General features: G+C 56.3%; 21 protein-coding genes and 1 riboswitch. Of the genes, 7 read left to right on the top strand and 14 right to left on the bottom strand.

Translation table 11 applies throughout. The annotated features are described in order from the left end of the window. Positions 1 to 180: 180 nt before the first annotated feature. The 7 genes from WCS52_00870 to WCS52_00840 all read right to left on the bottom strand — a co-directional run bounded on the left by WCS52_00870 (position 181) and on the right by WCS52_00840 (position 8,344). Positions 181 to 1,152 (bottom strand): uroporphyrinogen decarboxylase family protein, encoded by a 972-nt coding sequence (locus WCS52_00870; GenBank protein ID MEI6165724.1) that lies wholly within the window; start codon positions 1,150 to 1,152, stop codon positions 181 to 183. Positions 1,153 to 1,166: 14 nt separating this feature from the next. Further along, positions 1,167 to 1,991 carry a sugar phosphate isomerase/epimerase gene (locus tag WCS52_00865; GenBank protein MEI6165723.1) on the bottom strand — a complete coding sequence of 275 codons (825 nt, stop codon included), beginning with the start codon at positions 1,989 to 1,991 and terminating at the stop codon, positions 1,167 to 1,169. After that, the gene (locus WCS52_00860) at positions 1,988 to 3,034 is read right to left on the bottom strand and encodes a zinc-binding alcohol dehydrogenase (protein MEI6165722.1); all 1,047 of its coding nucleotides are present in this window, start codon (positions 3,032 to 3,034) and stop codon (positions 1,988 to 1,990) included. The genes WCS52_00865 and WCS52_00860 overlap by 4 nt, the downstream gene beginning before the upstream one ends. A 111-nt stretch (positions 3,035 to 3,145) precedes the next feature. Continuing rightward, a complete protein-coding gene (locus tag WCS52_00855) occupies positions 3,146 to 4,411 on the bottom strand; it encodes a choice-of-anchor Q domain-containing protein (protein MEI6165721.1) in 1,266 nt (421 codons plus the stop codon). Positions 4,412 to 4,577: 166 nt separating this feature from the next. Continuing rightward, positions 4,578 to 5,768 (bottom strand): Gfo/Idh/MocA family oxidoreductase, encoded by a 1,191-nt coding sequence (locus WCS52_00850; GenBank protein ID MEI6165720.1) that lies wholly within the window; start codon positions 5,766 to 5,768, stop codon positions 4,578 to 4,580. 81 nt (positions 5,769 to 5,849) lie between these two features. Continuing rightward, positions 5,850 to 7,907 carry a hypothetical protein gene (locus WCS52_00845; protein MEI6165719.1) on the bottom strand — a complete coding sequence of 686 codons (2,058 nt, stop codon included), beginning with the start codon at positions 7,905 to 7,907 and terminating at the stop codon, positions 5,850 to 5,852. A gap of 284 nt (positions 7,908 to 8,191) precedes the next feature. Next, the gene (locus tag WCS52_00840; GenBank protein MEI6165718.1) at positions 8,192 to 8,344 is read right to left on the bottom strand and encodes a hypothetical protein; all 153 of its coding nucleotides are present in this window, start codon (positions 8,342 to 8,344) and stop codon (positions 8,192 to 8,194) included. Between the two features lie 173 nt (positions 8,345 to 8,517). Between WCS52_00840 and WCS52_00835 the strand changes: the two genes are divergently transcribed. The 3 genes from WCS52_00835 to WCS52_00825 all read left to right on the top strand — a co-directional run bounded on the left by WCS52_00835 (position 8,518) and on the right by WCS52_00825 (position 9,801). Continuing rightward, positions 8,518 to 8,733 (top strand): hypothetical protein, encoded by a 216-nt coding sequence (locus tag WCS52_00835; GenBank protein ID MEI6165717.1) that lies wholly within the window; start codon positions 8,518 to 8,520, stop codon positions 8,731 to 8,733. 394 nt (positions 8,734 to 9,127) lie between these two features. Next, entirely contained in the window at positions 9,128 to 9,391 is a 264-nt protein-coding gene (locus WCS52_00830; protein ID MEI6165716.1) for an AbrB/MazE/SpoVT family DNA-binding domain-containing protein, read from the top strand. Next, the gene (locus tag WCS52_00825) at positions 9,388 to 9,801 is read left to right on the top strand and encodes a putative toxin-antitoxin system toxin component, PIN family (protein MEI6165715.1); all 414 of its coding nucleotides are present in this window, start codon (positions 9,388 to 9,390) and stop codon (positions 9,799 to 9,801) included. Before WCS52_00830 ends, WCS52_00825 begins: the two co-directional genes overlap by 4 nt. 172 nt (positions 9,802 to 9,973) lie before the next feature. Here the strand turns inward: WCS52_00825 and WCS52_00820 are convergent, their stop codons facing one another. The 4 genes from WCS52_00820 to WCS52_00805 all read right to left on the bottom strand — a co-directional run bounded on the left by WCS52_00820 (position 9,974) and on the right by WCS52_00805 (position 14,998). Continuing rightward, a complete protein-coding gene (locus WCS52_00820; protein ID MEI6165714.1) occupies positions 9,974 to 10,459 on the bottom strand; it encodes a Smr/MutS family protein in 486 nt (161 codons plus the stop codon). A gap of 9 nt (positions 10,460 to 10,468) precedes the next feature. Further along, the gene (locus WCS52_00815; protein ID MEI6165713.1) at positions 10,469 to 11,173 is read right to left on the bottom strand and encodes a TonB family protein; all 705 of its coding nucleotides are present in this window, start codon (positions 11,171 to 11,173) and stop codon (positions 10,469 to 10,471) included. Then, positions 11,174 to 13,042: a TonB-dependent receptor gene (locus tag WCS52_00810; protein ID MEI6165712.1), complete on the bottom strand. Its 1,869-nt coding sequence runs from the start codon at positions 13,040 to 13,042 to the stop codon at positions 11,174 to 11,176. A 218-nt stretch (positions 13,043 to 13,260) separates the two neighbouring features. Next, positions 13,261 to 13,453: riboswitch (cobalamin riboswitch) on the bottom strand. Positions 13,454 to 13,489: 36 nt separating this feature from the next. Beyond that, entirely contained in the window at positions 13,490 to 14,998 is a 1,509-nt protein-coding gene (locus tag WCS52_00805) for an asparagine--tRNA ligase (protein MEI6165711.1), read from the bottom strand. Between the two features lie 253 nt (positions 14,999 to 15,251). Between WCS52_00805 and rplM the strand changes: the two genes are divergently transcribed. After that, positions 15,252 to 15,683, top strand: coding sequence for a 50S ribosomal protein L13 (rplM, locus tag WCS52_00800; protein ID MEI6165710.1), 432 nt, complete (start codon positions 15,252 to 15,254; stop codon positions 15,681 to 15,683). Between the two features lie 13 nt (positions 15,684 to 15,696). Then, entirely contained in the window at positions 15,697 to 16,095 is a 399-nt protein-coding gene (rpsI, locus tag WCS52_00795; GenBank protein MEI6165709.1) for a 30S ribosomal protein S9, read from the top strand. Between the two features lie 63 nt (positions 16,096 to 16,158). On the opposite strand, the gene WCS52_00790 is transcribed toward rpsI, so the two are convergent. Next, on the bottom strand, positions 16,159 to 17,463 hold the full coding sequence (locus WCS52_00790) for a hypothetical protein (protein ID MEI6165708.1): 1,305 nt from the start codon (positions 17,461 to 17,463) through the stop codon (positions 16,159 to 16,161). 98 nt (positions 17,464 to 17,561) lie between these two features. Here WCS52_00790 and WCS52_00785 point away from each other — a divergent pair, with 98 nt between their 5' ends. Together WCS52_00785 and WCS52_00780 are read left to right on the top strand one after the other, a co-directional pair. After that, a complete protein-coding gene (locus WCS52_00785; GenBank protein ID MEI6165707.1) occupies positions 17,562 to 18,476 on the top strand; it encodes an ABC transporter ATP-binding protein in 915 nt (304 codons plus the stop codon). Beyond that, positions 18,473 to 19,264, top strand: a complete 792-nt coding sequence (locus WCS52_00780) for an ABC transporter permease (GenBank protein MEI6165706.1) — start codon at positions 18,473 to 18,475, stop codon at positions 19,262 to 19,264. Before WCS52_00785 ends, WCS52_00780 begins: the two co-directional genes overlap by 4 nt. A gap of 6 nt (positions 19,265 to 19,270) precedes the next feature. Here the strand turns inward: WCS52_00780 and WCS52_00775 are convergent, their stop codons facing one another. Next, complete coding sequence (locus WCS52_00775; GenBank protein MEI6165705.1) at positions 19,271 to 19,804, bottom strand: cyclic nucleotide-binding domain-containing protein; 534 nt, start codon at positions 19,802 to 19,804, stop codon at positions 19,271 to 19,273. A gap of 25 nt (positions 19,805 to 19,829) precedes the next feature. After that, positions 19,830 to 21,515 (bottom strand): ribose 5-phosphate isomerase B, encoded by a 1,686-nt coding sequence (gene rpiB, locus WCS52_00770; GenBank protein MEI6165704.1) that lies wholly within the window; start codon positions 21,513 to 21,515, stop codon positions 19,830 to 19,832. Positions 21,516 to 21,542 lie beyond the last annotated feature (27 nt).

The following is a 21,542-nucleotide window of genomic DNA, read 5'->3' as shown; positions in this document are numbered from 1 at the left end:
ATTACCGGCGTTAGAAAGGCCAGCCTCCGAAGAAATCTAAGTATAGATAATGTCATACCCCCCCAGTCTATGTTCGGGAATACCTTCACCCCGACAGTATTTTAGAACACCCCCCGTATTGCAGATATACACAAACTGCGCATTCGATATGCCAGCTTTGCGCCACCATACCTCATCCCACTATGATACTATATTACAGCGGACATATTCAGCGATCTGCCGGACATTTCCGGAAGGCGTTTCATAAGGGAGTGCACCAGTCCCAAGGGAGACGTGATGTCGGCCAGCCGCCAACCGGCGCACCCGATCGACTTCGGCCTGAATCTGTGGCACCGTTCCTCCTGAAACAATTGATGGCGACATATTGATGCGCACCATGACCTCCGGATAGTGCCCCATGGCCTTCATAAAGGCCGGTTGATCTGTTTCAAACGGACAGACCACGTAATTCGTTCCAGTGGCCAGGATCTGTTCGAGTATGGGCAGCGTATCCCCCCCCACCACGCAAGGCACGGGATGGCCCAATACCTTCGCCGCCCCAACCAGCAACGCGCGTAGCGCCGGCGCCTCAACCGCCGAAAACTGCTCTGGCGAAAGCAACGGCGGTGCGGCAGCCGACTCGAAAAAAGCAATATTCAGGCCGCACCGCTGGATAGTTTTGCAAAAAGCCAGCTGCCCGGCCACCAATCCCGATAGCGCCTGTGCGGTTGCGGGGGGATCGTCCAGCACGGCGCAAAGCAGGGTGTTAAACCCAACCAGGTTGGACGCAATGGAGAACGGACCAGCCACCGGCACGCGTACATCCGCGTCGGGGAAGGCCACACGCAGACGTTGAGCCACTGACAGCACTATCGGAATGCGACCGGCTTGCTCGGGGTCAAATGGTTTGAGGCGTGCCAGGTCAACGATATCCACACAGGGATGCTGACTGATGGCAGGAATCCCATTGCCCTCCGGATTTTCCACCACGGCACCATAGGCCTCAGCCTCAAGATTGTAGATGTCCACACCGACAACCACCGGCTGGTGCCGATAGAGGCGGAACGCCGCAGCCTGCCCTGCATAAAGGAGATCCGCATCACGGGAGACCTCCCACGGAGTATGATCAATAAGCCGTGCGCAATGCTCGTAAACAGAGGGAGAGAACTCCACAAGTGATATCCTGATTAAGTTTTTGTAGCCCGACAAAACCTGTTGAAGAATTCCACTTCACGCCGTACGGCGGGCAAGAATTCAGCCGGGGAGACTTCAAACTCGCAATGAATGGAAACAGGGCCATTGTAGTTGACCACCCGGAGTTCCGAGAATACAGCCGTCCAGTCGACCATTCCTTCGCCTGCAGGGACCCAGTGGCTCTTGATCGAACCATGTCCATTTTTCGCAACGCGTTCCAGTCGCACATCCTTGGTCGCGACAATGGCCAGGTGGGAGCGCACCATGGCCAAAGCACTATCAAACGCCTCGCCCTCCACCACGAAATGGCCCGGATCGATATAGGCGCCGATACAGGCAGGATCGAACCCGTCAAGCAAGTGCATGATAGCGCCAGCATTGAGCCCCATACAGCGGTCACTATGGGTATGGTAGCAGATTTTCACCCCATATTTCCGGGCCAGTGGCTGCCAAGACTCGAAAATGCGACGGATACGATCCACTTCCTTCAAGTAGTCAAGCGTCTCCGGCTTGAAAAGAAAATAGCCCAGTTTGAGTAATCGGATTCCGGCCTTGTCCATGGCACTAAGCAGAGGTAGAGCCGTGGGATGGCTCGGCTCCAAGAGGTCAAAGTTACCCGTGATCATGGGGATATCCAAGCCCTGCTTCCGCATAAACGCTACAGCCTCAGGAAGTGCCGTGGCAGCATTATCAGGAGACACCGCATAGCCGGGGCGGACACAAAGGTCATAGCCGTCCAACCCGATCGATTGGGCCAGTTCCGATAGTTCCGTGATGCTTTTCTCTTTCAACATCTTGGAGAACAGAATGGTCTTCATCTTCGTTCCCTGCGCATTTCGAACACGACCCCGAGAATGTCATCAGGCTTGCCCAACATAGCCGCAATTCGTTTCTCCACATCCTGCAATGGAACCGTATGGGTGGTCAGCACATCCACATTCAACCGGCCCTCGGCGATTAAACGCAGGCAGAGCGCCAAATTTGTGCGCGTAGTCCATCGCATAAATACAGAAGGGTAGTCCGCGCCCTTCTCCCAGACGGGATCATGGTAGCCGGGTCCTGTCCGCGAGGCGCGCCGGATGTCGATGTTGGTCATCGATCCGGTGTATTGAAACTGCGGATTGCCCACCATGATCACCCTTCCCATGGGATGCGCATCGGGTGAGATCTTCATGGATGCCTCGATATTTTTCATGGCGGCATTGGCATCGCCGCCGAACGCCACGACGGCAGCATCCAAACCCATGCCACCCGTGAAAGCCCTGGTTTCAGCCACCAAGTCAGCCTTTCGAGGATCCGCCGTCGCGTCAATCCCCCATCGTTTGGCAATCTTGCATCGCAGAGGGACCGTGTCCCACCCAATGACGAAATGTCCCGCAATCTGGAACAACCGGGCGGTGAGTTGCCCTACCAGGCCCAACCCTGCCACAGCCGTATTCTCGCCGATTTCAGCCTCGGCACGGCGGACAGCATGCAATCCTGTCGCCGCCAGCATACCGTAGGTGCCCTGGGCCATTGTGACCGAAGACGGCAGTAGCACGCAGAGATTGTGAGGAACCACGACATAATCGGCGTGCTGTGCATAGCCAGCCCCGATACAGGCCACCCGGTCTCCCACCTTAAGCGATTTAACACCTGAGCCCAGCGCTATTACCACACCCGTATTTGAATACCCGAACGGCTGCGGCACGGCTCCCGACTGAGGATTCTCACGCTGGGCCGTGAGCCCGCGCCAACCGGCCAGCTCCGTACCAGGACTCACCAGTGAAGCGTAAACCTCGACCAGCACCATACCAGGGCGACATTCCGGAATCTGTTGCGAAATCAGGCCAATCCGTCCGTCACCCATTAGAGCCGCCATAATCCGGGATCGCGGACTTCGCCGGGTTGAGCGCCCATCTGTACTGTGAATTGTGTTTCGTTTGTCCAACATCCTATTGCTCCATTTGTTTTCTTATGGTGAATGATAATTTTACTTCACGATCAGCAACATGCCGCCGGAGGACAGCACCACACCGGCTCCATACTCATAAGCGCCGATATCTGGGGCAGAACCATGCGCCCGGTCATAGGGATAGCCGCGCTGGTCATAGGATAGCCCCAATGGATTGACACCCTGGTTTGTACACGGGCTGTCCCATGCCAGCGCCATTGTTGGCGTTGGCCCGCCATTATAAGTCATTGCCAGGAGCTTGGGGTCCGCCCCTTTGATGCAATTATTAGTTACGACAGACGTGTAACTGCTTAACTTTTCGAAGAGGCAGTTCGTCAATATGGCTGTCGCGCCACTAACATAGATATCCTGGCTTAAAGAATCAGTATTACTGGCCACGATACTGCTTGAAAACAACATACTGCCTGCGGAATTATTGACGCCTCCACCATAGGAAGTTGTACCGGTTGCAGCATTGAGAAAGATCGTGCAATTGTAGATCGTACATGTCGGGGCTGCTTGCGACCAAATCCCCCCTCCCTTAGTAACGGACGTGTTGTTGTATAGGGTGGAGTTCATGATCGAATTCACGCTAACCCCTACGGTGCCGCCCCTAAGGGCAATAGCCCCGCCAAAACCGCTTGAACCATTTACGCCGCATACACTGTTTCCCATGATGGTTGAACCGTCAACCCGCAATGATCCATCGCCAACACAGATGGCACCGCCCTGTCCAGCGCCGAGCCCCGTCACTGAATTACTGGCAAGCAGGCAACTCACGACGGCGATACTATTGCTACTGCAACTGTTGATCTGGCATATAGCGCCACCTAGGAAAGTAGTTGCGCTATTTGTGGTTACGCAGTCGTTCCAGAGCAACGCACAGTTCGACACAACGATCGATGATCCCGCCGCGTTTTGATTCATACTCCCTATGGCTGCACCGCAATACCCACCACCTGAGTAGTTGTTGGTTAAGCAACCGTATTGGATCGTCATGTTCTGGAATGTGACCCGCCCGCCTGCTACAGCCACTTTGAAGATTCCGTTGGTTGCCGCATAGCGGCTTGCCGCGCCCTGCAATATGGTATTGGCAACTCCTTTGCCTGTGATGGTGAGGTGAATCCCTGATGTGCCGATAGAGATACCACATTCCGTCTGAATGTTGGTCTCAATGCTAATAATATCGTTATCTGCGGCAGCCGCGACGGCGCTGGCAATCGTCGCATAGTTCGGCGCCGCACCGCCCACTCCAACCGTCCGCGTCGTCGCCGCTGATGCGGAGCACAGCAGTCCCGAGAACATTGCAGCGCATAATAAGCGCCACACTTTTTCCAAAATCCATGCTGATTTCATAACGTCCCTTTCGTGCAAATCAAGTTCACACCCCACCCTTTGCGTAAATCCCACATCCGACTGAGCAAGAATAGACGGTGCGAATTGCGCATTTAGCCTACCGAGTTTGCTGCGTTCAATATCTATTGTATTCCCTCCGTTTCAATTCGCGCATAGCGGCCATCGCAGTAGCATGTAACCCTTGGCCGCTTCGACTGGATCGATCAATCCTTTTAGACAACAACCGCTCAACAGTGACCCCGTGAATGGGAAATGTTACAGGCCGATTCAGATGTCCTGACAGGTAGGCCGCATTTGTCATCTCTACCTGGCGAATGCCATCATCAGCATCGGCCACCATCGGCGCCCCTTTGAGCACATGCCGTGCAAAGGCGTGTGCAACCTGGATATGATAATCATCACGTTCTGCATCACAAACAACAGGCTCCCATGCGGCATTCAGCAACCCGGCTTCGCTACCTGCCTGAGGAGAATGCAACAAGTGCTCATGTAATGACTTGGGAAGTCGGGCCATCCGTAATCCTTCCTGCCCTAATTCGAGCGAGGCTTTCTCGCCAACCAGCAATAAATGTTCTACACCCGGCGCCTGGGCGGTGGTCACATATAAATGGCCGAATTTACCGGCATTCTCATAACCATACAACATCTCGGCGGTATTCTCCACCTCAATCTTGTGAATCCGGGTGGCAAGACGTGCATACACAGACGTGGGCATTCCCCCCAGAGCAATAAACAGGTCAAGCGTATGCGGAGCCTGATTCATCAGCACACCCCCACCTTCCCCATTCCATGTTCCACGCCAGGGACTGACAGCATAGTAAGCCTGAGTGCGTGTCCAGGAGGAGCAGGTTGCCTCAACTCGGACGAGTTCTCCGACTTTTCCAGTCGCCAATAACTGGCGCATGCGTTTTACGGCTGGCCGCAAGCGCTGCTGGAACATCACCCCGAGCGCGACCTTATGTTTCCGGCAGGCGGCAGCCGCCTCCCGCGCCGGCCCCACAGTGACCCCGAGCGGTTTTTCGGAAAGGACATGCAGCCCGGCCCGCGCCGCCTGAATCGCCAACGGGGGGTGCAGGAAATGGGGAGTGGCCAAGATCACCGCATCACACGTACCCGAAGCAAACAACGACTCCGCACTGTGAAACCCCGGAACCCCTAATTCACGGCTCAACCGGTCGGCATTTTCCGCATTGGCGCAGGCTACGGCCCCAAGCACGCAATCCCGTGAAGCGGTACCCGCCAAACCCCGCGCGTGTTTTTCTCCAATGGCTCCCAGCCCAACAATGCCGAAACGTAATGCACTCATGGGCAGGACTATGAACAAACCCACGCCCATGGTCTATGTACGGATTGCGCATATAATGACTCTATTTTGCGCCAACGATGGTCAGGGATTAATACTGACTGGCCGGGAGTAAACCACCCTAAGTTCCCCGGTCGCAAGTATAGTGTCATGCATGGCTGCCAACAGTACTTCCCGGCTGACCTGATCGGGCGCTACGCTGATTCTGGGAGCCTCAGACAAGGCATAAACGGTGTAGACGTACGTTTTGGCACCGGGGCCCTTGGAATGGGGCGGCGCATAGCCGATGCGATTATTGACACTGTTGTTGCCCAGAACTCCCACATCCTTGACGTTTCTCGGAAGGCTCCGCGTCTCCGGCGGGATGTTGTAGAGAACCCAATACCACTTCGTTTTCCCCTGGGGATCAATGTGATGCATGATCACGGCCAAACTCTTGGTTCCCGCAGGCACCCCGCTCCATTCCAAAGGCAGCGTCGCGCTGGCCCCATCCCCCGTGAAATCCTTCGGGAGTTGGCCGCCATCAGCCACGGCGGGGCTCTTCAAGGCGAACTTGGTTGCGAGACCAGGTTGTAACATGGCAGAGGCCCCGAACAGGAAGTCCGTATTCGGAATCGCCGGCAGGGTCTGCATGGGCGAAGAGTAGAGATACGCAGGAGCGCTCTGATAGCCATCCAGATTGCGGAGTTTCTTCATGGCGGCCCTCTGTTCCGCTGTAAGGGTGCGGTTCACCTTGGCGAACGCCATGGCATACATCCATGACACTTCCCCGTCCAATTCACCATACCGCCGCCCAAGCGCCAGCACCTTCTGTTTGTCCGCCAACCCGCCGGCAAGGAACTTTCGCAGTTCAGTGGACATGGCCGTCCTGACCTTGACCATTTCCGCAAGTGGCTTCTTCTGAAGCTCAGTGATGGAGGTGATGTTTGCGCGCTGTTCAGCGTTCAGTAGATTGAGGAAACTTTCCCCACTGTCACCTGTAACCGCGGTACTGATATCAAAATTCCGTTTTCCCATTGCCGGCATATCCTTCATGAAGAACCCGCCAAAGTAGGTGCCGTGCCGCTCCGGACAGAAATACACATCCGCCGTGACCGAACCGGCGGTCCAACTGAAGAACTCGCTGGCATAAGTCATATAAGCCACATTGTAGAACTTCGACACGCCTGCGGCAGGGCGCTTGAGCAAGCTCCGTTCATCCAATTCCGGCCAGGTGCTGAAATCGCCGAACTTCATCTTGGCCAAATAGCTTTTCTGGTCAGGGGTGAGAGACGTCACCACTTTGCCGAACATTTCTGCCCGCCGGTAGCTCAACTCGGCATCGTAGGCGTAGAAATCACCGACGTATCGGATGACGGCATCACGGTCCAATCCGGTCGTACCCTGGGGGATTTCCCCATCCCGTTCCCGATGGAAAGCCTTGATGAGCGGCATGCGTTTGAGCGCCAGCTGTTCGAACTGGGGGGCTTGTTCAGCGGCCAGTTCTTCAAAGAGCTTGCGCTGGCCTTCATTCAGGATATGCATGACATTCGCGGCCACGCGACTAAGAAAAATCGGATTGTGCCCCTTCTCGGAAGCGTCGATGTCTCTCATATACTGGAAGCCGAAATAATCGCACACCTTGCCCGGCGGCATGAACGTGGCACCCCCAAAGTCGCCGGTAAGGAACGCCAACCCGCTAAAGGCGATGGTGCTCAACTGCGCCCGGTCGGAAACGGCCTGTTCAATAGAATACTTACCGCCCCCTCGGTCCCCCATCGACTCGCTCTGTCCCGACTCGTTTGGCCGCTGATCCGCCTTACCATCCCGCCCCGGAGGAGGTGCCAGATCGCGTAATTTGTCAGGATCGAAACCTGCTGCCTTGATGGAGTCTCCCATGGCCGGGCCGCCCCGTATGTCTGCCTGCCGGAAAGCCTCATGAATAGCTTTGGCTTGCTCTGCAGTGAGCGTGTTGGCGTCATACTTCGACAGGATGGCCTTGACCTGGGCAATCTGTTCAGCCGTGAGCACCTCATCTTTCCGCGGTTCTTCCCGGGGAGGTGGTCGCTGGCCATCACTCCGCGGTTCTTCCGTCTCTTGCGCAAAAACCTGCATTGTCGCAGCCAACGCTAATCCCATCATCAAACATGTCAACCGCTTCATTGTATCGTCCCTTCCTTGTTCGTTTCTCTGTTTGTCGCACAATGCAATTAAAAGGTTACAATTCATAGATATTCCTGATTACAGAAATGTCATAATATTGATTGACTGCTTTGAACGGTCAACCCACAGTGGCAAGGCATTGGAATGCATGATATTGCAATGAAATGGTGGTTTTCGCGGAATGTCCGAAAAATCCGCGCATCGTCGGTTAGGCCTTTACTATCCTTACACTCCAACTTTGTTAACCAATACACCTCCTCCGTACCTCCACCCTGCGCCATCCCCTAAATCCTCTCCATCATCGCATCCAACCTCTTTTCCCCACCCGCTTCCAGCGGTACCCCCACCCCTGTCGCCAACAGCTGGGAATCAATTCTGGCGCGCAGCAACGTGTTGGCATCCACCATTTGTTCCGCTGTCTGAACAATGGGTTTCATATGGGGTGCCAATTGCCCCATCAGACCAATCAAGACCTTGGTCGCCTCCTGATCCTGCGTCCATGCCTAACCATGTATTCCGCGGCTTTTAATAAGCAAGTATTCCTGATCCCGCATGCCCGTATGGTCAAACAACTGACTTTCGTTATATTTTAGCAGATTGTTGCTGATGGATGCCGGCCTCAACTTTCCAGTCGCCCAAAGAGTTGCCTGATGGCGGGGTCGAGATTAGTGGCGGAGCGCGATTAGTTGCTACCCTGTTGCGTATCAGCAGTGTGGTCGTAACTGATGGACTCAAGTCGACCATTCTCATTGGCGCGAACCCTCCGGGTCGCGTTTTGGAGGCGAATCCAAAGGAGGGATCATCGGATTGCGGGAAGTGGACATAGCCCAGTGAACCCAATCAGGTCGGACAAGGCATGCCGTGGCCAAATACAGGCCATCACCCGCCCACGAGGCGTGCACAAACCGCCCAGTGCGCCCCACAAAGGATTACGACCAATCGAGCGGGCTCAGGGGATGGGGTCAACCATCGACGGCACGTGAGGCATCGCGGGCAGTCACAAAGGGCAGAAAACTTTCCAGTCGCCCGGAGAGTTGCCTGATGGCAGGGTCGAGAGTTGTGACAGATCCACCTGGCGGCAGTAATGGGATGTCCGCCCTGTTCGCCTCGCCAACGGCATGGCTCACCGGGAAACGCTCTGAACGAAAGAGATAGTTTATTGCGTTCTGGCGGTAAAGCGTGGTATAGTCTTACCAGTAAGACAACAAGGAGAAGAGGCTATGAATACATTTGCAACAACACGCATGTCATCCAAGGGTCAAATTGTGATTCCAGAAGATGTCCGCAAGCGTCTCGGTCTTGAAACCGGGGCACAATTCCTCGTTGTCGGCGAAAATGACGTCGTCATTCTCAAGACCATCGCGATGCCGTCCATGAATGAGTTTGACGGGATTATCAGCCGTGCCAGACAACAGGCCAGAAGCAGCGGAATGAAGCCCGCTGATGTCACGGCAGCAATCACCAAAGTCCGGAGTCGTGGATGAAGATTATCCTGGATACAAACGTATTTATCTCGGGGGTGTTTTTTTCCGGCGTGCCGCACGCCATTCTGGATGCCTGGCGCCAGAATAAAATCACTCTGGTCTTGTCCGAAGAAATCCTTGAAGAATACCGTCGTGTCGGAGATGAACTTGCGCGGACATTTCCCGCTGTTGATCCCCGTCCAGCTCTGGATTTGGTAGCCATCCATGCCAAGATTGTCGAGGCGCCACCGTTGTCGGTTCCGGTTTGTACGGATCCCGATGATGACAAGTTTCTGGCCTGTGCCATCGCCAGTAACACGAAGATCATCACAAGCGGCGACAAAGCACTTCTCCGCACATCCGGATATGCCGGTATTGAGGTCATGACGCCCCGGGCTTTCGTTGATCGTTATCTGTCAACGGCGCCATAATGCCCTGCTTCGAAAATGGAAGTCTCCGGCACCTTCACCGAACCTTCACCTAAACTCCGATTAATTATTTGTATTTATTTACAATGAGTTGATTTGGAACGGGTTGCGAAATCACAATTCAAGTTGGAGGAAAATCCCTCCCTCTCCGCCACTCGTCGTATCCGTCGAAGGACTACAGCGAGATAATCGTCACACCATCGCCACCGGGGGTTTGGCCGGGTTCGCCCAGCCGGAAATGACGGATTCCCATTTCCTTGAGACGCTGATGCAGGGCTTTCTTCAGGGCGCCAGAGCCATGTCCGTGAATCACACGCACCTCATCCGCATGGCCTAACAGAGCGTCGTTCAGGAAATGATCCAACCGCACAAGCATCTCTTCAACCCTCAGGCCGTGCATATCAATTTCGCGCGCCACAGCAGGACGCCGGACGGTCGGCATAACGGCATCCCGCCGCCCGCGCACTTTCGCTTTTTCCCGACCGGCAGCCAAGCAGGAACGCTCAAGATTGAATCGCACCTTGCCGAGTTCAACTTCCGCTCTGCGCCCATCATCACTTAATGACACAATCGTCCCGTGATCTTTCAACCGTTCAACCCATACACGACCGCCAATCGTCATGGCCGCCGGACACGCCTCTTTTTTGGACTTCTGCGTCATGGGCTAGTTCTACCGTTCTTCAAGCCGGAATTCAAATTGTAGATTCATGCCAGAAGAAACCGGTTTGCCGTCCTGTTCCGCAGGTTTGAAGCGAGCGGCTTTGGTTGCGGCCACCGCAGAGGCATCCAGCACCGGATGCCCACTGCCCGACACCACCTCTGCGGCGTCCACTGCGCCTTTGGCACTCACCCGCACCTGCACGGTCACCCGACCGGCCTCACCACGCACCCTGGCCCCATAAGGGTATTGAGGTAGTATTTCAGAAAGCGCGATAGGCCGTCCCCCTCCTCTGGCCTCACCCACCGGGCTAGCGGCTGCGGCCCCACCCCCGGTTGCGGCGGTCCTAACCAGAATCTCCGGCATGACCGGCACCCACCGGGCCGTCTGGTCCGGGCCCTGGACCCGGGGGTCAGGGACCATCGAAGCCCGGGTCGGGGGCTCTCCGGGCGCCGGCGCTGACCGTGGTTCGGCAGGAATTACCGCCAGGGCTTGTTCCAGAACCGCTGGCTCAGAGGACGGGATTTGAGAAGCCACAGACTCAGTGACATCCAATTCCAGGCCGACAGGAACTGGCCTCATGCGGGCCACCGGCCAATAGCATACTGCCGTTAGCATTATCACCCCCGCAAACGCATGCAGCAGAAGCGCAATGATAAACGCCCGACGGAGTGTCGGGCATGACAACGGGCTGAGGTTCTGATTTAGTGCAGTCACTTAGAAGGTCACTTTGACGCCCCCGTAGCCGGCGCGACCAGGGCTCCCATAGCCAATGGCCGGTTCGTACTCCTCGTCAAACAGGTTTTCCAGCCGGCCGAACAGGGTCATATTCTTACGAACGTCATACGAAGCGTAAAGGTTCACCAACACATACCCATCCAGGGGGGTTGCCATATACGTTGCAAAATCCTCATCCATCCGCTCCCCCACATAAATCACGCTCACCGTACCCTTAAGTTTAACGGTAACGTCATAAGTGGTGTCGAGGGAGGCTTTATTCCGAGGCCGGCGCAACAGCTGCTCCCCGGTGAGCTTGTTTTCTGTATCAGTGTAAGTATATGCCGCCCTCACAGACAGATCTTTCACCAGCATCGCAGTCACAAAAGCTTCAACCCCATGGGCTTCAGCCTGATTAACATTCCCGTATTTCATGGTAACGAAGTCGTAGTCAATCAGGTTATCAAACTGATTCTCGAAATAGGTGACCCCCACGAGAAACCGGTCCCCCTCTATTTCCTGCTCCACACCGGCATCCCACCCCTGACTGCTCTCCGGGTTCAACTCCGGACTTCCGTAGGATGAATACAGCTGAAACAGGGATGGCGCCTTGAAGCCGGTGCCGTAAGACCCCTTGAAACGAGTCCCCGTGGTGGCGACCGCATACGATGGGGCCAGACGCCAGGTGCTTTCGGTCCCGAACGAATCATAGCTGTCCACGCGCCCCCCCGCGGTGGTGGTCAGAGGTCCGGTGGTGAGGATATCCTGCGCATAGGCACTTTGGTGACGCGCCGTCTGGCGTTCAAACTGATCCACATAACCATACGACTCATACGTTGACTCCGCCGCTTCCTGCTGGGCCTCAATCCCGGCCGTGACAATATTCGCATCGCCCATGTAGAGATCATTCTGCCATTCAAGCTTCTGAAGCAGGCTGTCGAACGTCGAATTCCCGATCGAAGAAGTATCCTCACGGCTTTGACTGACCCATGACCCGCCCACGCGCGGACGCCATTGCCCATTCAGCAACTTTCCTTTCCCCTCCCCATAGAGCGACAACAAATCATAGGCGCCCTGATTGTCGCCATCCACCGGCCGGCCATTCATGAAATCATCGTATCCATAGTCCGCCTGATTCCAGCGCAGGATTACATTGGCCTCGAATTCATCCGCCGGAGTCCACCCCAACCGGCTTGACAGTTCAGTGCGTCGATACCCATCCTTCTCGGGGTTTCCATTCTTCTCGGCGGCACTGGAAATGCCATCCGAGTCCTGGCGGGACACCCCCACCGAGTAATTATAGTTCGAGGTGCCGCCCCGGACGGCCGCCTTCTCGTTAAAGGTATTGAACGAGCCCGCCTCTGCAGACACCTCGCCCCCTACTGGCCCCGCCCCTTTTTTGGTGATGATATTAATCACCCCGCCAATCGCATCAGCCCCATAGAGCGGGCTCTGTGGTCCCCTCAATACTTCAATGCGCTCAATATTCTGAAGCGGCATTTGGGACAGGTCAGCCCCACGGCCCAACCCGGCCGGATCGTTGAGCTGCACGCCATCCACCAGGACCAGTGTCTGTTCTGAGGCCGCGCCACGGATAAACGTCGACACGGTCCCTCCGGCACCGCCCAACTGAACCACATCCAGTCCGGGCACTTCCCGTAAGGCATCCACCACCGTGGCACATTGCCGCGCCGCCAGTTGGGCCTGATCCACCACCGTCAGCGAACTTCCGACGGTCACCAGGGGCTGTGCCACCCGGGTCGCCGTAACGACCACCTGCTGTTGCGTCACCTCGTTCGTTGACGCCGCCCCACTCCCTTGCAACCCGCCCACCCACACCAATCCCGCCACTATCATCCGTTTTCTCATTTTCCAGCTTCCTTTCCGACCGTTAACACCCGACACGGCAGGTCACACAACCTGCTCCGGACTTATCCCCCCATCGCCTGTTGCTCACGGTCTCTCAACGCATAAAAACAAAAAACCCTTTAATCTTCCTGATGGAAAACTAAAGGGGCTGATGAGTTGTTTTACGCCTCATGACTCTTCCATCGCGAAAGAGAGACGGATCCCTTGTTGAGGGATCTGTCCATTGAGCATGAAGTAAAACGTCTTCTGACTTCCGGCTTCAGACCTACTTCCCGCCTTCCCCCTGCACAGGCAGGAGTGGTTTTAAGGGTTTCGTATCCGGTTACAGCGGCGCGACCGCGTTCGAATTTCACGAACTTCCGTACTTACTTCACGGCTTCTGGTTATCAAAGAACTGCGCGCAAGGTATCACGTTTCCCTCAAACGTCAATAATCCGTTGCGCTGAATTACGGATAGACCCGGCCCATGGTGCGCGGAAACGCAATGGTCTCGCGGACATGCTTGAGCCCGCACAACCAGGTCAGCGTCCGCTCCACTCCCAGTCCAAATCCCCCATGCGGCACACTGCCATAGCGGCGGAGGTCCAGATACCAGGCATAATCCTCGGGCCGCAAACCCTTGGACTTCATACTCTCCTCAATCACACCGGAATCCTCCTCCCGCTGGCTCCCGCCAATAATCTCACCATAGCCCTCCGGGGCCAGCAGATCGAAGTTCCGCACGGTGCGGGGGTCATCCGGGGACACCTTCATATAGAACGCCTTGGCGTCGCGGGGATAACCGGTGACGAAGACCGGCCGGTCGAATTGCCGTGATACAATCGTCTCGTCACTCCCCCCCAGATCTTCCCCCCAGGCAAATGCCTGAGCCAACCGGATATGTTCAGGACGGACCAGGATATCCTGCTCACACTCATGCACCTCCTCGCGGAGTTCCCGGACCCGCGTTTCCTGTTGCTCCTGCTGCCATCCCTTTTTTGCCTTGGCCAGCAAGGCCTCCGCCGCCTCCAGGTCCGACTGCAACCCCTGCAGACGCCGCTTTTCCTGATCCAGTTCCTGTTCCAACTTCTGGCGCATGGGCGCCCCCCTTAACAAGTCACCGGCCTCTGTATAGGTGATCCGCGGAAACGGCTTCACGATTTTCTCCAAAGCGGCCACATCGCGCCCCAGCACGGCCAGGTCCTCCCGGTTCTTTTCCAGAACGGCCGCCACAATGGCGCAAATCATATCCTCCGCCAGCGCCACCACCTCGTCCAGCTCGGCAAAAGCGATTTCCGGCTCCACCATCCAGAACTCCGTCAGGTGCCGGCGCGTTTTGGATTTCTCGGCACGGAACGTCGGCCCGAAGCAATAGACCTTCCCCAATGACATACAGGCGCTTTCGAGATAAAGCTGGCCCGTCTGACTCAGGAACAGCTTCTCGCCAAAATAATCTACAGGAAACAGGGATTGCCGGTCTTCACCGGCACCCGGCACTAAGATCGGCATATCCACCAGCGTGAATCCATTTGAATCAAAGAAGTCCCTAATCGCCCGGATCACAGTATGGCGCACCCGCAAGATGGCGGCAGGCCGCGGGGACCGGAGCCACAAATGCCGGTGATCCATCAGGAAATCAATTCCATGCACCTTCCGGCTGATCGGGTAATCCTTTGAGAGCTGAAGCACCTCGATGCCCGTGACGGCCAGTTCCGCCCCGCCCGGCGCGCGCTCATCCAGACGGACCATGCCGGTTACTGTCATCGAAGACTCCTGCGTCACCTCATTGGCTTTGGCAAAAGCGTCCGTCACCGCCCCCTCTACCACACACTGACACAGTCCGGTCCCATCGCGCACCAGCAAAAAGACCACTTTCCCTCCAGCCCGCTTCCCGTGCAACCATCCACGCAACCGCACCGTCTGCCCCGCCAGCGATTTTAAATCGCGGATGGCCGCTGTTAACATTGATTCCACCATAAGCGCCTCCCTGTCCGTTAAATATGGCCCTCACCTTATCGCATGCTACCGGAAAAGCCAATCCGGAGAGAAAGAAAGCCGATTCTCCTTCACTTTTCTTGTGATTCCCGATAGAGTGCCCCCTTAATTCATGCAGTTCCTCTTCCGGCCGGGTGGCGACGAAAGGAGCATCAGGTGGAAATAGTGTTTGACACATCCCCCCGAAATGAAGTAAACAAGCCCGCTTTTTATGGCCTGAAAGGTTGAACAAAGAATGAAGACATCTCTACCCAAAGAGAGCGAAATCAAGCGTAATTGGTTTATTGTTGACGCTGCAGAGAAACCCCTGGGACGCATGGCCGTCAAGGTGGCGAATTTGCTTCGTGGGCGTACCAAGGCGACATTTACGAACCATATTGATACCGGTGATTTTGTCATCGTTATCAATGCCAAGGACGTAAAGCTTACCGGAACCAAGAACGAAAAGAAGATCTATGAGCGCTACACCGGCTTCCGGGGCGGCCATAAGACCACAACAGTGGCGGCCATGCGCGAGCGCCATCCCGACCGGATGATCACGAAAGCGGTTGAAGGCATGCTTCCGGGCAATCATATGAGCCGGAAGATTATTAAACGTTTGAAGGTTTTTTCGGGCGCTGAGCATTCTCATGCCGCTCAGAACCCTAAAGTAATTGACATCAAGTAACGAGGGTATCCCAGTGGCAGAAAAAGTCGCAGATTATCGTGCATCAGGTAGCAGGAAAACATCGGTCGCCCGGGTGTGTCTCACCCCCGGAACCGGCAAGTGGGTCGTGAACAAGAAGGACCCGACCATCTATTTCGGCAACGAAGCCGTCATCAAGTTCATCGAGCAGCCCATGAAGCTGACCGATACACTCACCAAGTTTGACCTGACGGCCCGCCTGATTGGCGGCGGTACCGTGGGCCAGGCGGGTGCACTTCGCCAGGCGATCTCCCGCGCCTTGCAGTTGTCAGATCCGTCGCTCCGCGCGGCCCTTAAGGCCAGTGGCTGCATGACCCGCGATTCCCGTATGAAGGAACGCAAAAAATACGGTCAGCCTGGAGCCCGCAAACGCTTCCAGTTCTCGAAGCGTTAAGCCCATTACGGCCAAGCCGTTTTGCCAAAACCCCCGACCGTTACTGGTTCGGGGGTTTTGTTTTTACAGCACGATGGTGTTGAAGGATTGAGGCGGAAGCGTCATCACCAGCCGGCGGTCGCTATCCTCCAACACCACACGCCTGAACTCCAGCTCCGGGTTTTGCACGATCAGCACCCGGCTCTCGTCATCTTCATTATAAAACACCACCGCCCGGTCCGCCCACTCCCCCGTCAGACCCAGCCGAATGGCATACCGGTCCACAAAACAGGAGAAATGCCTCAATACATAATAGTCAGGGGTGAGCACAAAGGTCCGGTCCATCTCATTGACCGAGATCAGGGAATTGAGACGGCGTCCCGCCAGGGTCGTGCCACCTGCCGGAAACACCAGGTTATCATACAAGCACACATCCACCCCGGCCACAATCGCCTGCTGGATCCCGGCAAAAGTCGCCTGTCCCTGGCCCCAGGTATTGAGCCCGTCCCCCGCCCCGCAATCAGACTGCATCATGCGGATATCCGGAAAGGCCCGCCGGATCCGCAGGAGCGTCTGCTGGCCTCCCTGCTGACAAGCCACCCCGGCAATAAACTGCATGGCCATCGGGTCACTCAAGGCCGTCAGGGCATAATCCGGGTAATCCGGCGAATCCAGGGCCCCTAACCACAGCCGCACAGGCACTCTCTGCTTCACCATCACCGGGCCACAATAATCCCGTATAAAATCACGAAGTTGGGCCCCCGTCCAATAGCAACCCGGCCGCCCTGACGGATCCGCCGGGTTATTCTGGATCAGCATATGATCGATGATGATCCCCGCTTTCCGATAGCCTTGAATATACCGGGCGAGATAGAGCGCATACGCCTCCAGTAGGCCGGGCTCCCATTTGATCCGCCCACACCCTGAGCCTGCGGTTTCCTTCATCCAGTCGGGCGGACTCCAGGGGCAGGCCACCGTTTTGAATTTACGGATCCGGTCGAGGGGGGTGCGCAGGAATGGAATCAGAGCCTCGTGATCACGGGCCATGACGAAGGTCTTCATCGCCAGATCGTTTGGGGCGACCGGCTGCGGATAGGCGGCACGGGCTGCCCCGGAAACCCCAAAGGGAATCCTCGCATAGTGGAACCGGCACCCCTCCTCGTGATTGAATAAGGCGTGAAGCGCACGAAGCCGGTCCCCCCCCTTAAGCAACGCCAGCGCGTCCCACCCCCGCTCGGACAGTCCTCCTCCAAACCCTTCCCAAAGCTGAAACATCCCCCCCTCAAAGCGGAGATTCACATCACTTTTCCGGCTCGTTATCGGCCGCCCCTGCAAGGCCCAGGGCCGCAGGGGAGTCGAGGCCATCCATATTCCGCTCCGTCGTTCCATAGCGGCAAAGATATCCTGACTATCGCCACCCTGTCCATGGCATTGCGCCAAAAAGAATAATTGTAGTCCCCGGCGACGTTGCTACCATAGCAACCCTTATGGACAACCCCGTCATCGAAGCCTCGCAGCTCCGCAAATGTTATGGCGCTTTCACTGCCGTTGACGGCATTTCCTTTGCTGTGCAGAAGGGGGAACTCTTCGGCCTGCTGGGCCCTAACGGCGCGGGAAAAACCTCGACCATCCGCATGATCTATGGCTTTTCGCCACGGAGTGGCGGCACCCTGAAAGTGTTTGACGAGGACATCTCCACTCACTGGAGATCAATACGTGCCCGCATTGGCGTGTGCCATCAGGACAACAGTCTGGATGAGGAAATTTCGGTGCGCGACAATCTGGAAATATTCGCCGGTTTTTTCGGCATCCCCAGCGATGTTGCCCGCGAACGAGCCACCCGGTTATTGGAGTTTTTCGGTCTTGAAAACAGGGAGAAACTGAATGTAAAATCCCTTTCCGGCGGGATGATGCGCCGGTTGGCGCTCGCCAGGGGCCTGATGAACGAACCTGATCTGCTCATTCTGGATGAACCCACAACGGGACTGGACCCCCAGACCCGCCACCAGTTGTGGGACCGGCTGGCCCAACTCAAGCAGCGGGGCGTAACCATCCTCCTCACCACCCACTACATGGAGGAGGCCTCCCTCCTGTGCGACCGGCTCATTATTGTGGACCACGGCAAAATTCTGGTTGAAGGCCGCCCGAAGGATCTGATCGCCAAATATGTCGGCAATAAGGTCATAGAGAACAGCCCGGTCTGCCCGACCTTACGGGATTATGTCATCGCCCATTCCCTGGATCACGAAGACCTCGGGCACCGCATGCTGATTTACTGTAAAGATAATGAAGCGATCTACGATGAAATCACCCGTTCCTACTGCCATGACAACTGCATCCTGCGCATGGGGACCCTTGAAGACGTCTTTCTCAAACTGACGGGCAGGGAGTTGCGCGAATGAGCCACCCCACCTACTCCCTCTCCTGGCGGCTCCTGCGTGTCTGGCGGCGTGACTGGTTGGTCACGCGGCGCTCCTGGCTGATCGGGTTTCTCACCCCGCTCCTCGAACCAGTCCTCTATATTGCCTCCCTCGGCTTTGGCTTTCGCCTGCTCATCCCGGAGATCCAATATGAAGGGCACACCCTGACCTATGTGGTATTTATGGCCCCGGCCATTATTGCCACGAATATCATGTACACGGCATTCATGGAAAATTCGTTTTCGTCTTTCGTCCGGATGTACTACCAGAAAACCTATGACGCCATCATGGCGACCCCTCTCTCCGTAGATGAGATTATTGCCGGTGAAATCGTCTGGGGCGCCACAAAATCCCTCATGACAGCGACCATCATGACGGCCGTCCTGAGCGGGTTCGGGCTTGTTCATTATCCGACCGGGCTGGGGATCCTTCCCCTGGCCTTTTTGGGAGGACTGCTGTTCGGCTGCATTGGCATGATTTTCACCGGTATTGTCCAAAGCATCGAAATGTTCAACCTGCCGATTTTCCTGTTCATTACGCCGATGTACCTCTTCAGCGGCACTTTCTTCCCCCTGGAAAATCTCCCCGACTGGGGCCGGGCAGTCGCCTGGCTTCTCCCCTTGTCCCATCTGGTGACCTTGTCGCGCAATTTATGCCTGGGCACCATTACGGTCGGCCAGATCGCGGTTTCCGGCGGTTATCTGGTTGTCACCACCGCGCTGCTGTTCCCGGTGGCGATTTGGATGATGAGACGCCGCCTGATCAAATAAGCCGGGTCACACCACCACAATTTTAGCGGTGGGCGCCGCGCTTTGAAGCGGGGTCAGTGATAATTTACGAGGCGTGCCGGAAATCGTAGGGTCCGGAGGAATTTTCATATCACCCAGCGCCCAGATAAGGGCGTCCCGGAGTTCACCGTCCACATACGCCAGCCGCCGGGCCAGCTCACGGGCAATCCCTCGATAGAGTTTCAGGCCTATGGCCGGTTTTGCCACGATTAATTTTTCAAACGCAGCCCGCGAAAACTCCAGAACATGCGTGGACTCCAGGGCGAGGACGCTGGCGGAGCGGGACTCCACCCCCAGGAAACAGACCTCCCCGAAAATATCAAGCGAGCCCAGCTCAACCAGCTTCTTGTGCTTATCAAGCCCGATACTTTTCCGCACCTCCACACGGCCATCCAGAACGAGGAAAAAGGAGGATCCGGCTTCACCTTCGCGGATAATTGCCTCCCCCGGAGCGACCCTCCTCGGGAGGCCGATCGCTTCCACGTCGGCCATTTCACTTGAAGTCAGGTCATTCAGAATCATAGTCCGGGCCCCCACCCAGATCCCCTCACGGAACAGGGAATCTTACCGCTGTCGCCACCACTTCAGCCTTGATCCGTGCCAACACAGGCTCATCAGCCTGATGCTTGATGGCCTCCACGATCCAACTTCCCAATCGCTCCATTTCCGGCTCTTTCATACCCCGGGTGGTAACGGCGGGCGTGCCAATCCGGATTCCTGAGGTGACGGCCGGCGGCCGCACGTCAAACGGAATGGCATTTTTATTCACAATCATACCCGCCTTCTCGAGCGCTGTGGAGGCGTCCTTCCCGGTGATCCCGCTGGCGGTCAGATCAACCAGCATCAGGTGGTTATCGGTTCCCCCGGAAACAATCCGCAAATTGTGCTTCGCTAGATAGGCGGACAGCGTTCTGGCATTTTGCACGACCTGCTGCTGATACGCCTTGAAGGCCGGGGTCATGGCCTCCTTGAAACAAACGGCCTTGGCCGCAATGGTGTGCATCAAGGGGCCTCCCTGAAGGCCGGGGAACACCTGTTTATCCAATTCCGACGCATACTTCGCCCGGCACAGCACCATGCCGCTACGCGGTCCCCGCAGGGTCTTGTGCGTGGTGGTGGTCACGAAATCCGCAAACGGCACAGGATTGGGGTGAACACCGGCGGCAATCAACCCGGCAATGTGGGCCATATCCACCATCAGCATCGCCCCCACACTGTCGGCAATTTCACGAAGCCGCTTAAATTCCAACACCCGCGAATACGCGCTGGCGCCCGCCACCACCAATTTCGGTTTATGCTTGAGCGCCAGTGCCGCAACCTCATCATAATCAATCCTCTCGGTCTTCTGATTCACCCCATACGGGATGAAGTTGAAAAACCGGCCGGAGAAATTGATTTTGTGACCGTGAGTCAGATGTCCCCCATGCGCGAGACTCATCGCCAAAATGGTGTCCCCCGGCTGCAGCACTGAAAAATAAACCGCCATATTGGCCGCACTGCCGCAGTGCGGCTGAACATTGACATGATCGGCCCCGAACAGGGTCTTGGCCCGGTCAATCGCCAACCGCTCGGCCACATCCACAAACTCACACCCGTTATAATAGCGTTTGCCGGGATATCCCTCGGCATATTTGTTGGTCATCACGGAGCCCTGGGCTTCCCGGACCGCACGACTGGCATAGTTTTCCGAGGCGATCAAATCCAGCGTTTTAAGTTCCCGCTCTTCTTCATTCTTGATGGCGAAATAGATCTCGCTATCCGTTGCCGCCACCGCCGCCGCTTCCACTGCCGCCCCGCTCGCAGAGCCGATCTTGTCCACCCGCCGCTGGTGCCGGTCCTCGCCCGCAAAAACCGCCTTGCTCCAGGCGTCCCATATCGCCACGGCCTTGTCCGTTGATTCCAGCTCACTGCCGAACACGAGCACATTGGCATCATTGTGGGACCTTGCGGCATTCGCCATGGCAGGGGTCAGGCACAGGGCCGCCCGGACGCGGGGAAATTTATTGGCGGCCATACTCATGCCAAGACCCGTCCGGCAAATCAGGATCCCCTGATCGGCAAGCCCCTCGGACACCATAACAGCAACGGCCCGGGCATAGTCAGGATAATCCACCGCTTCCTGGCTGTAACACCCCACATCCTCGACGATGATTCCGTGTTTCTTTAACTCCGCCCGGAGTATCTCCTTGAGTTCAAACCCACCATGATCGGCACCAATCGCTATTTTCATCATGACCCTTTCCCGCCCCTTCATCCTGCA

Source organism: bacterium (assembly GCA_037128595.1).
Taxonomy (GTDB): Bacteria; Verrucomicrobiota; Kiritimatiellia; order CAIKKV01; family CAITUY01; genus JAABPW01.
Note: the sequence above shows the minus strand (reverse complement) of the source record. Positions and strands in the feature narration are given on the sequence as shown.

Excerpts from the sequence above, each read along its gene's own strand:
- WCS52_00865 (MEI6165723.1), bottom strand. The coding sequence starts at position 1,991 with ATGAAGACCATTCTGTTCTCCAAGATGTTGAAAGAGAAAAGCATCACG.
- WCS52_00860 (MEI6165722.1), bottom strand. The coding sequence starts at position 3,034 with ATGGCGGCTCTAATGGGTGACGGACGGATTGGCCTGATTTCGCAACAG.
- WCS52_00855 (MEI6165721.1), bottom strand. The coding sequence starts at position 4,411 with ATGTTCTCGGGACTGCTGTGCTCCGCATCAGCGGCGACGACGCGGACG.
- WCS52_00850 (MEI6165720.1), bottom strand. The coding sequence starts at position 5,768 with ATGAGTGCATTACGTTTCGGCATTGTTGGGCTGGGAGCCATTGGAGAA.
- WCS52_00845 (MEI6165719.1), bottom strand. The coding sequence starts at position 7,907 with ATGAAGCGGTTGACATGTTTGATGATGGGATTAGCGTTGGCTGCGACA.
- WCS52_00840 (MEI6165718.1), bottom strand. The coding sequence starts at position 8,344 with ATGAAACCCATTGTTCAGACAGCGGAACAAATGGTGGATGCCAACACG.
- WCS52_00835 (MEI6165717.1), top strand. The coding sequence starts at position 8,518 with ATGCCGGCCTCAACTTTCCAGTCGCCCAAAGAGTTGCCTGATGGCGGG.
- WCS52_00830 (MEI6165716.1), top strand. The coding sequence starts at position 9,128 with ATGAATACATTTGCAACAACACGCATGTCATCCAAGGGTCAAATTGTG.
- WCS52_00825 (MEI6165715.1), top strand. The coding sequence starts at position 9,388 with ATGAAGATTATCCTGGATACAAACGTATTTATCTCGGGGGTGTTTTTT.
- WCS52_00820 (MEI6165714.1), bottom strand. The coding sequence starts at position 10,459 with ATGACGCAGAAGTCCAAAAAAGAGGCGTGTCCGGCGGCCATGACGATT.
- WCS52_00810 (MEI6165712.1), bottom strand. The coding sequence starts at position 13,042 with ATGAGAAAACGGATGATAGTGGCGGGATTGGTGTGGGTGGGCGGGTTG.
- WCS52_00805 (MEI6165711.1), bottom strand. The coding sequence starts at position 14,998 with ATGGTGGAATCAATGTTAACAGCGGCCATCCGCGATTTAAAATCGCTG.
- rplM (MEI6165710.1), top strand. The coding sequence starts at position 15,252 with ATGAAGACATCTCTACCCAAAGAGAGCGAAATCAAGCGTAATTGGTTT.
- WCS52_00790 (MEI6165708.1), bottom strand. The coding sequence starts at position 17,463 with ATGGAACGACGGAGCGGAATATGGATGGCCTCGACTCCCCTGCGGCCC.
- WCS52_00785 (MEI6165707.1), top strand. The coding sequence starts at position 17,562 with ATGGACAACCCCGTCATCGAAGCCTCGCAGCTCCGCAAATGTTATGGC.
- WCS52_00780 (MEI6165706.1), top strand. The coding sequence starts at position 18,473 with ATGAGCCACCCCACCTACTCCCTCTCCTGGCGGCTCCTGCGTGTCTGG.
- WCS52_00775 (MEI6165705.1), bottom strand. The coding sequence starts at position 19,804 with ATGATTCTGAATGACCTGACTTCAAGTGAAATGGCCGACGTGGAAGCG.
- rpiB (MEI6165704.1), bottom strand. The coding sequence starts at position 21,515 with ATGATGAAAATAGCGATTGGTGCCGATCATGGTGGGTTTGAACTCAAG.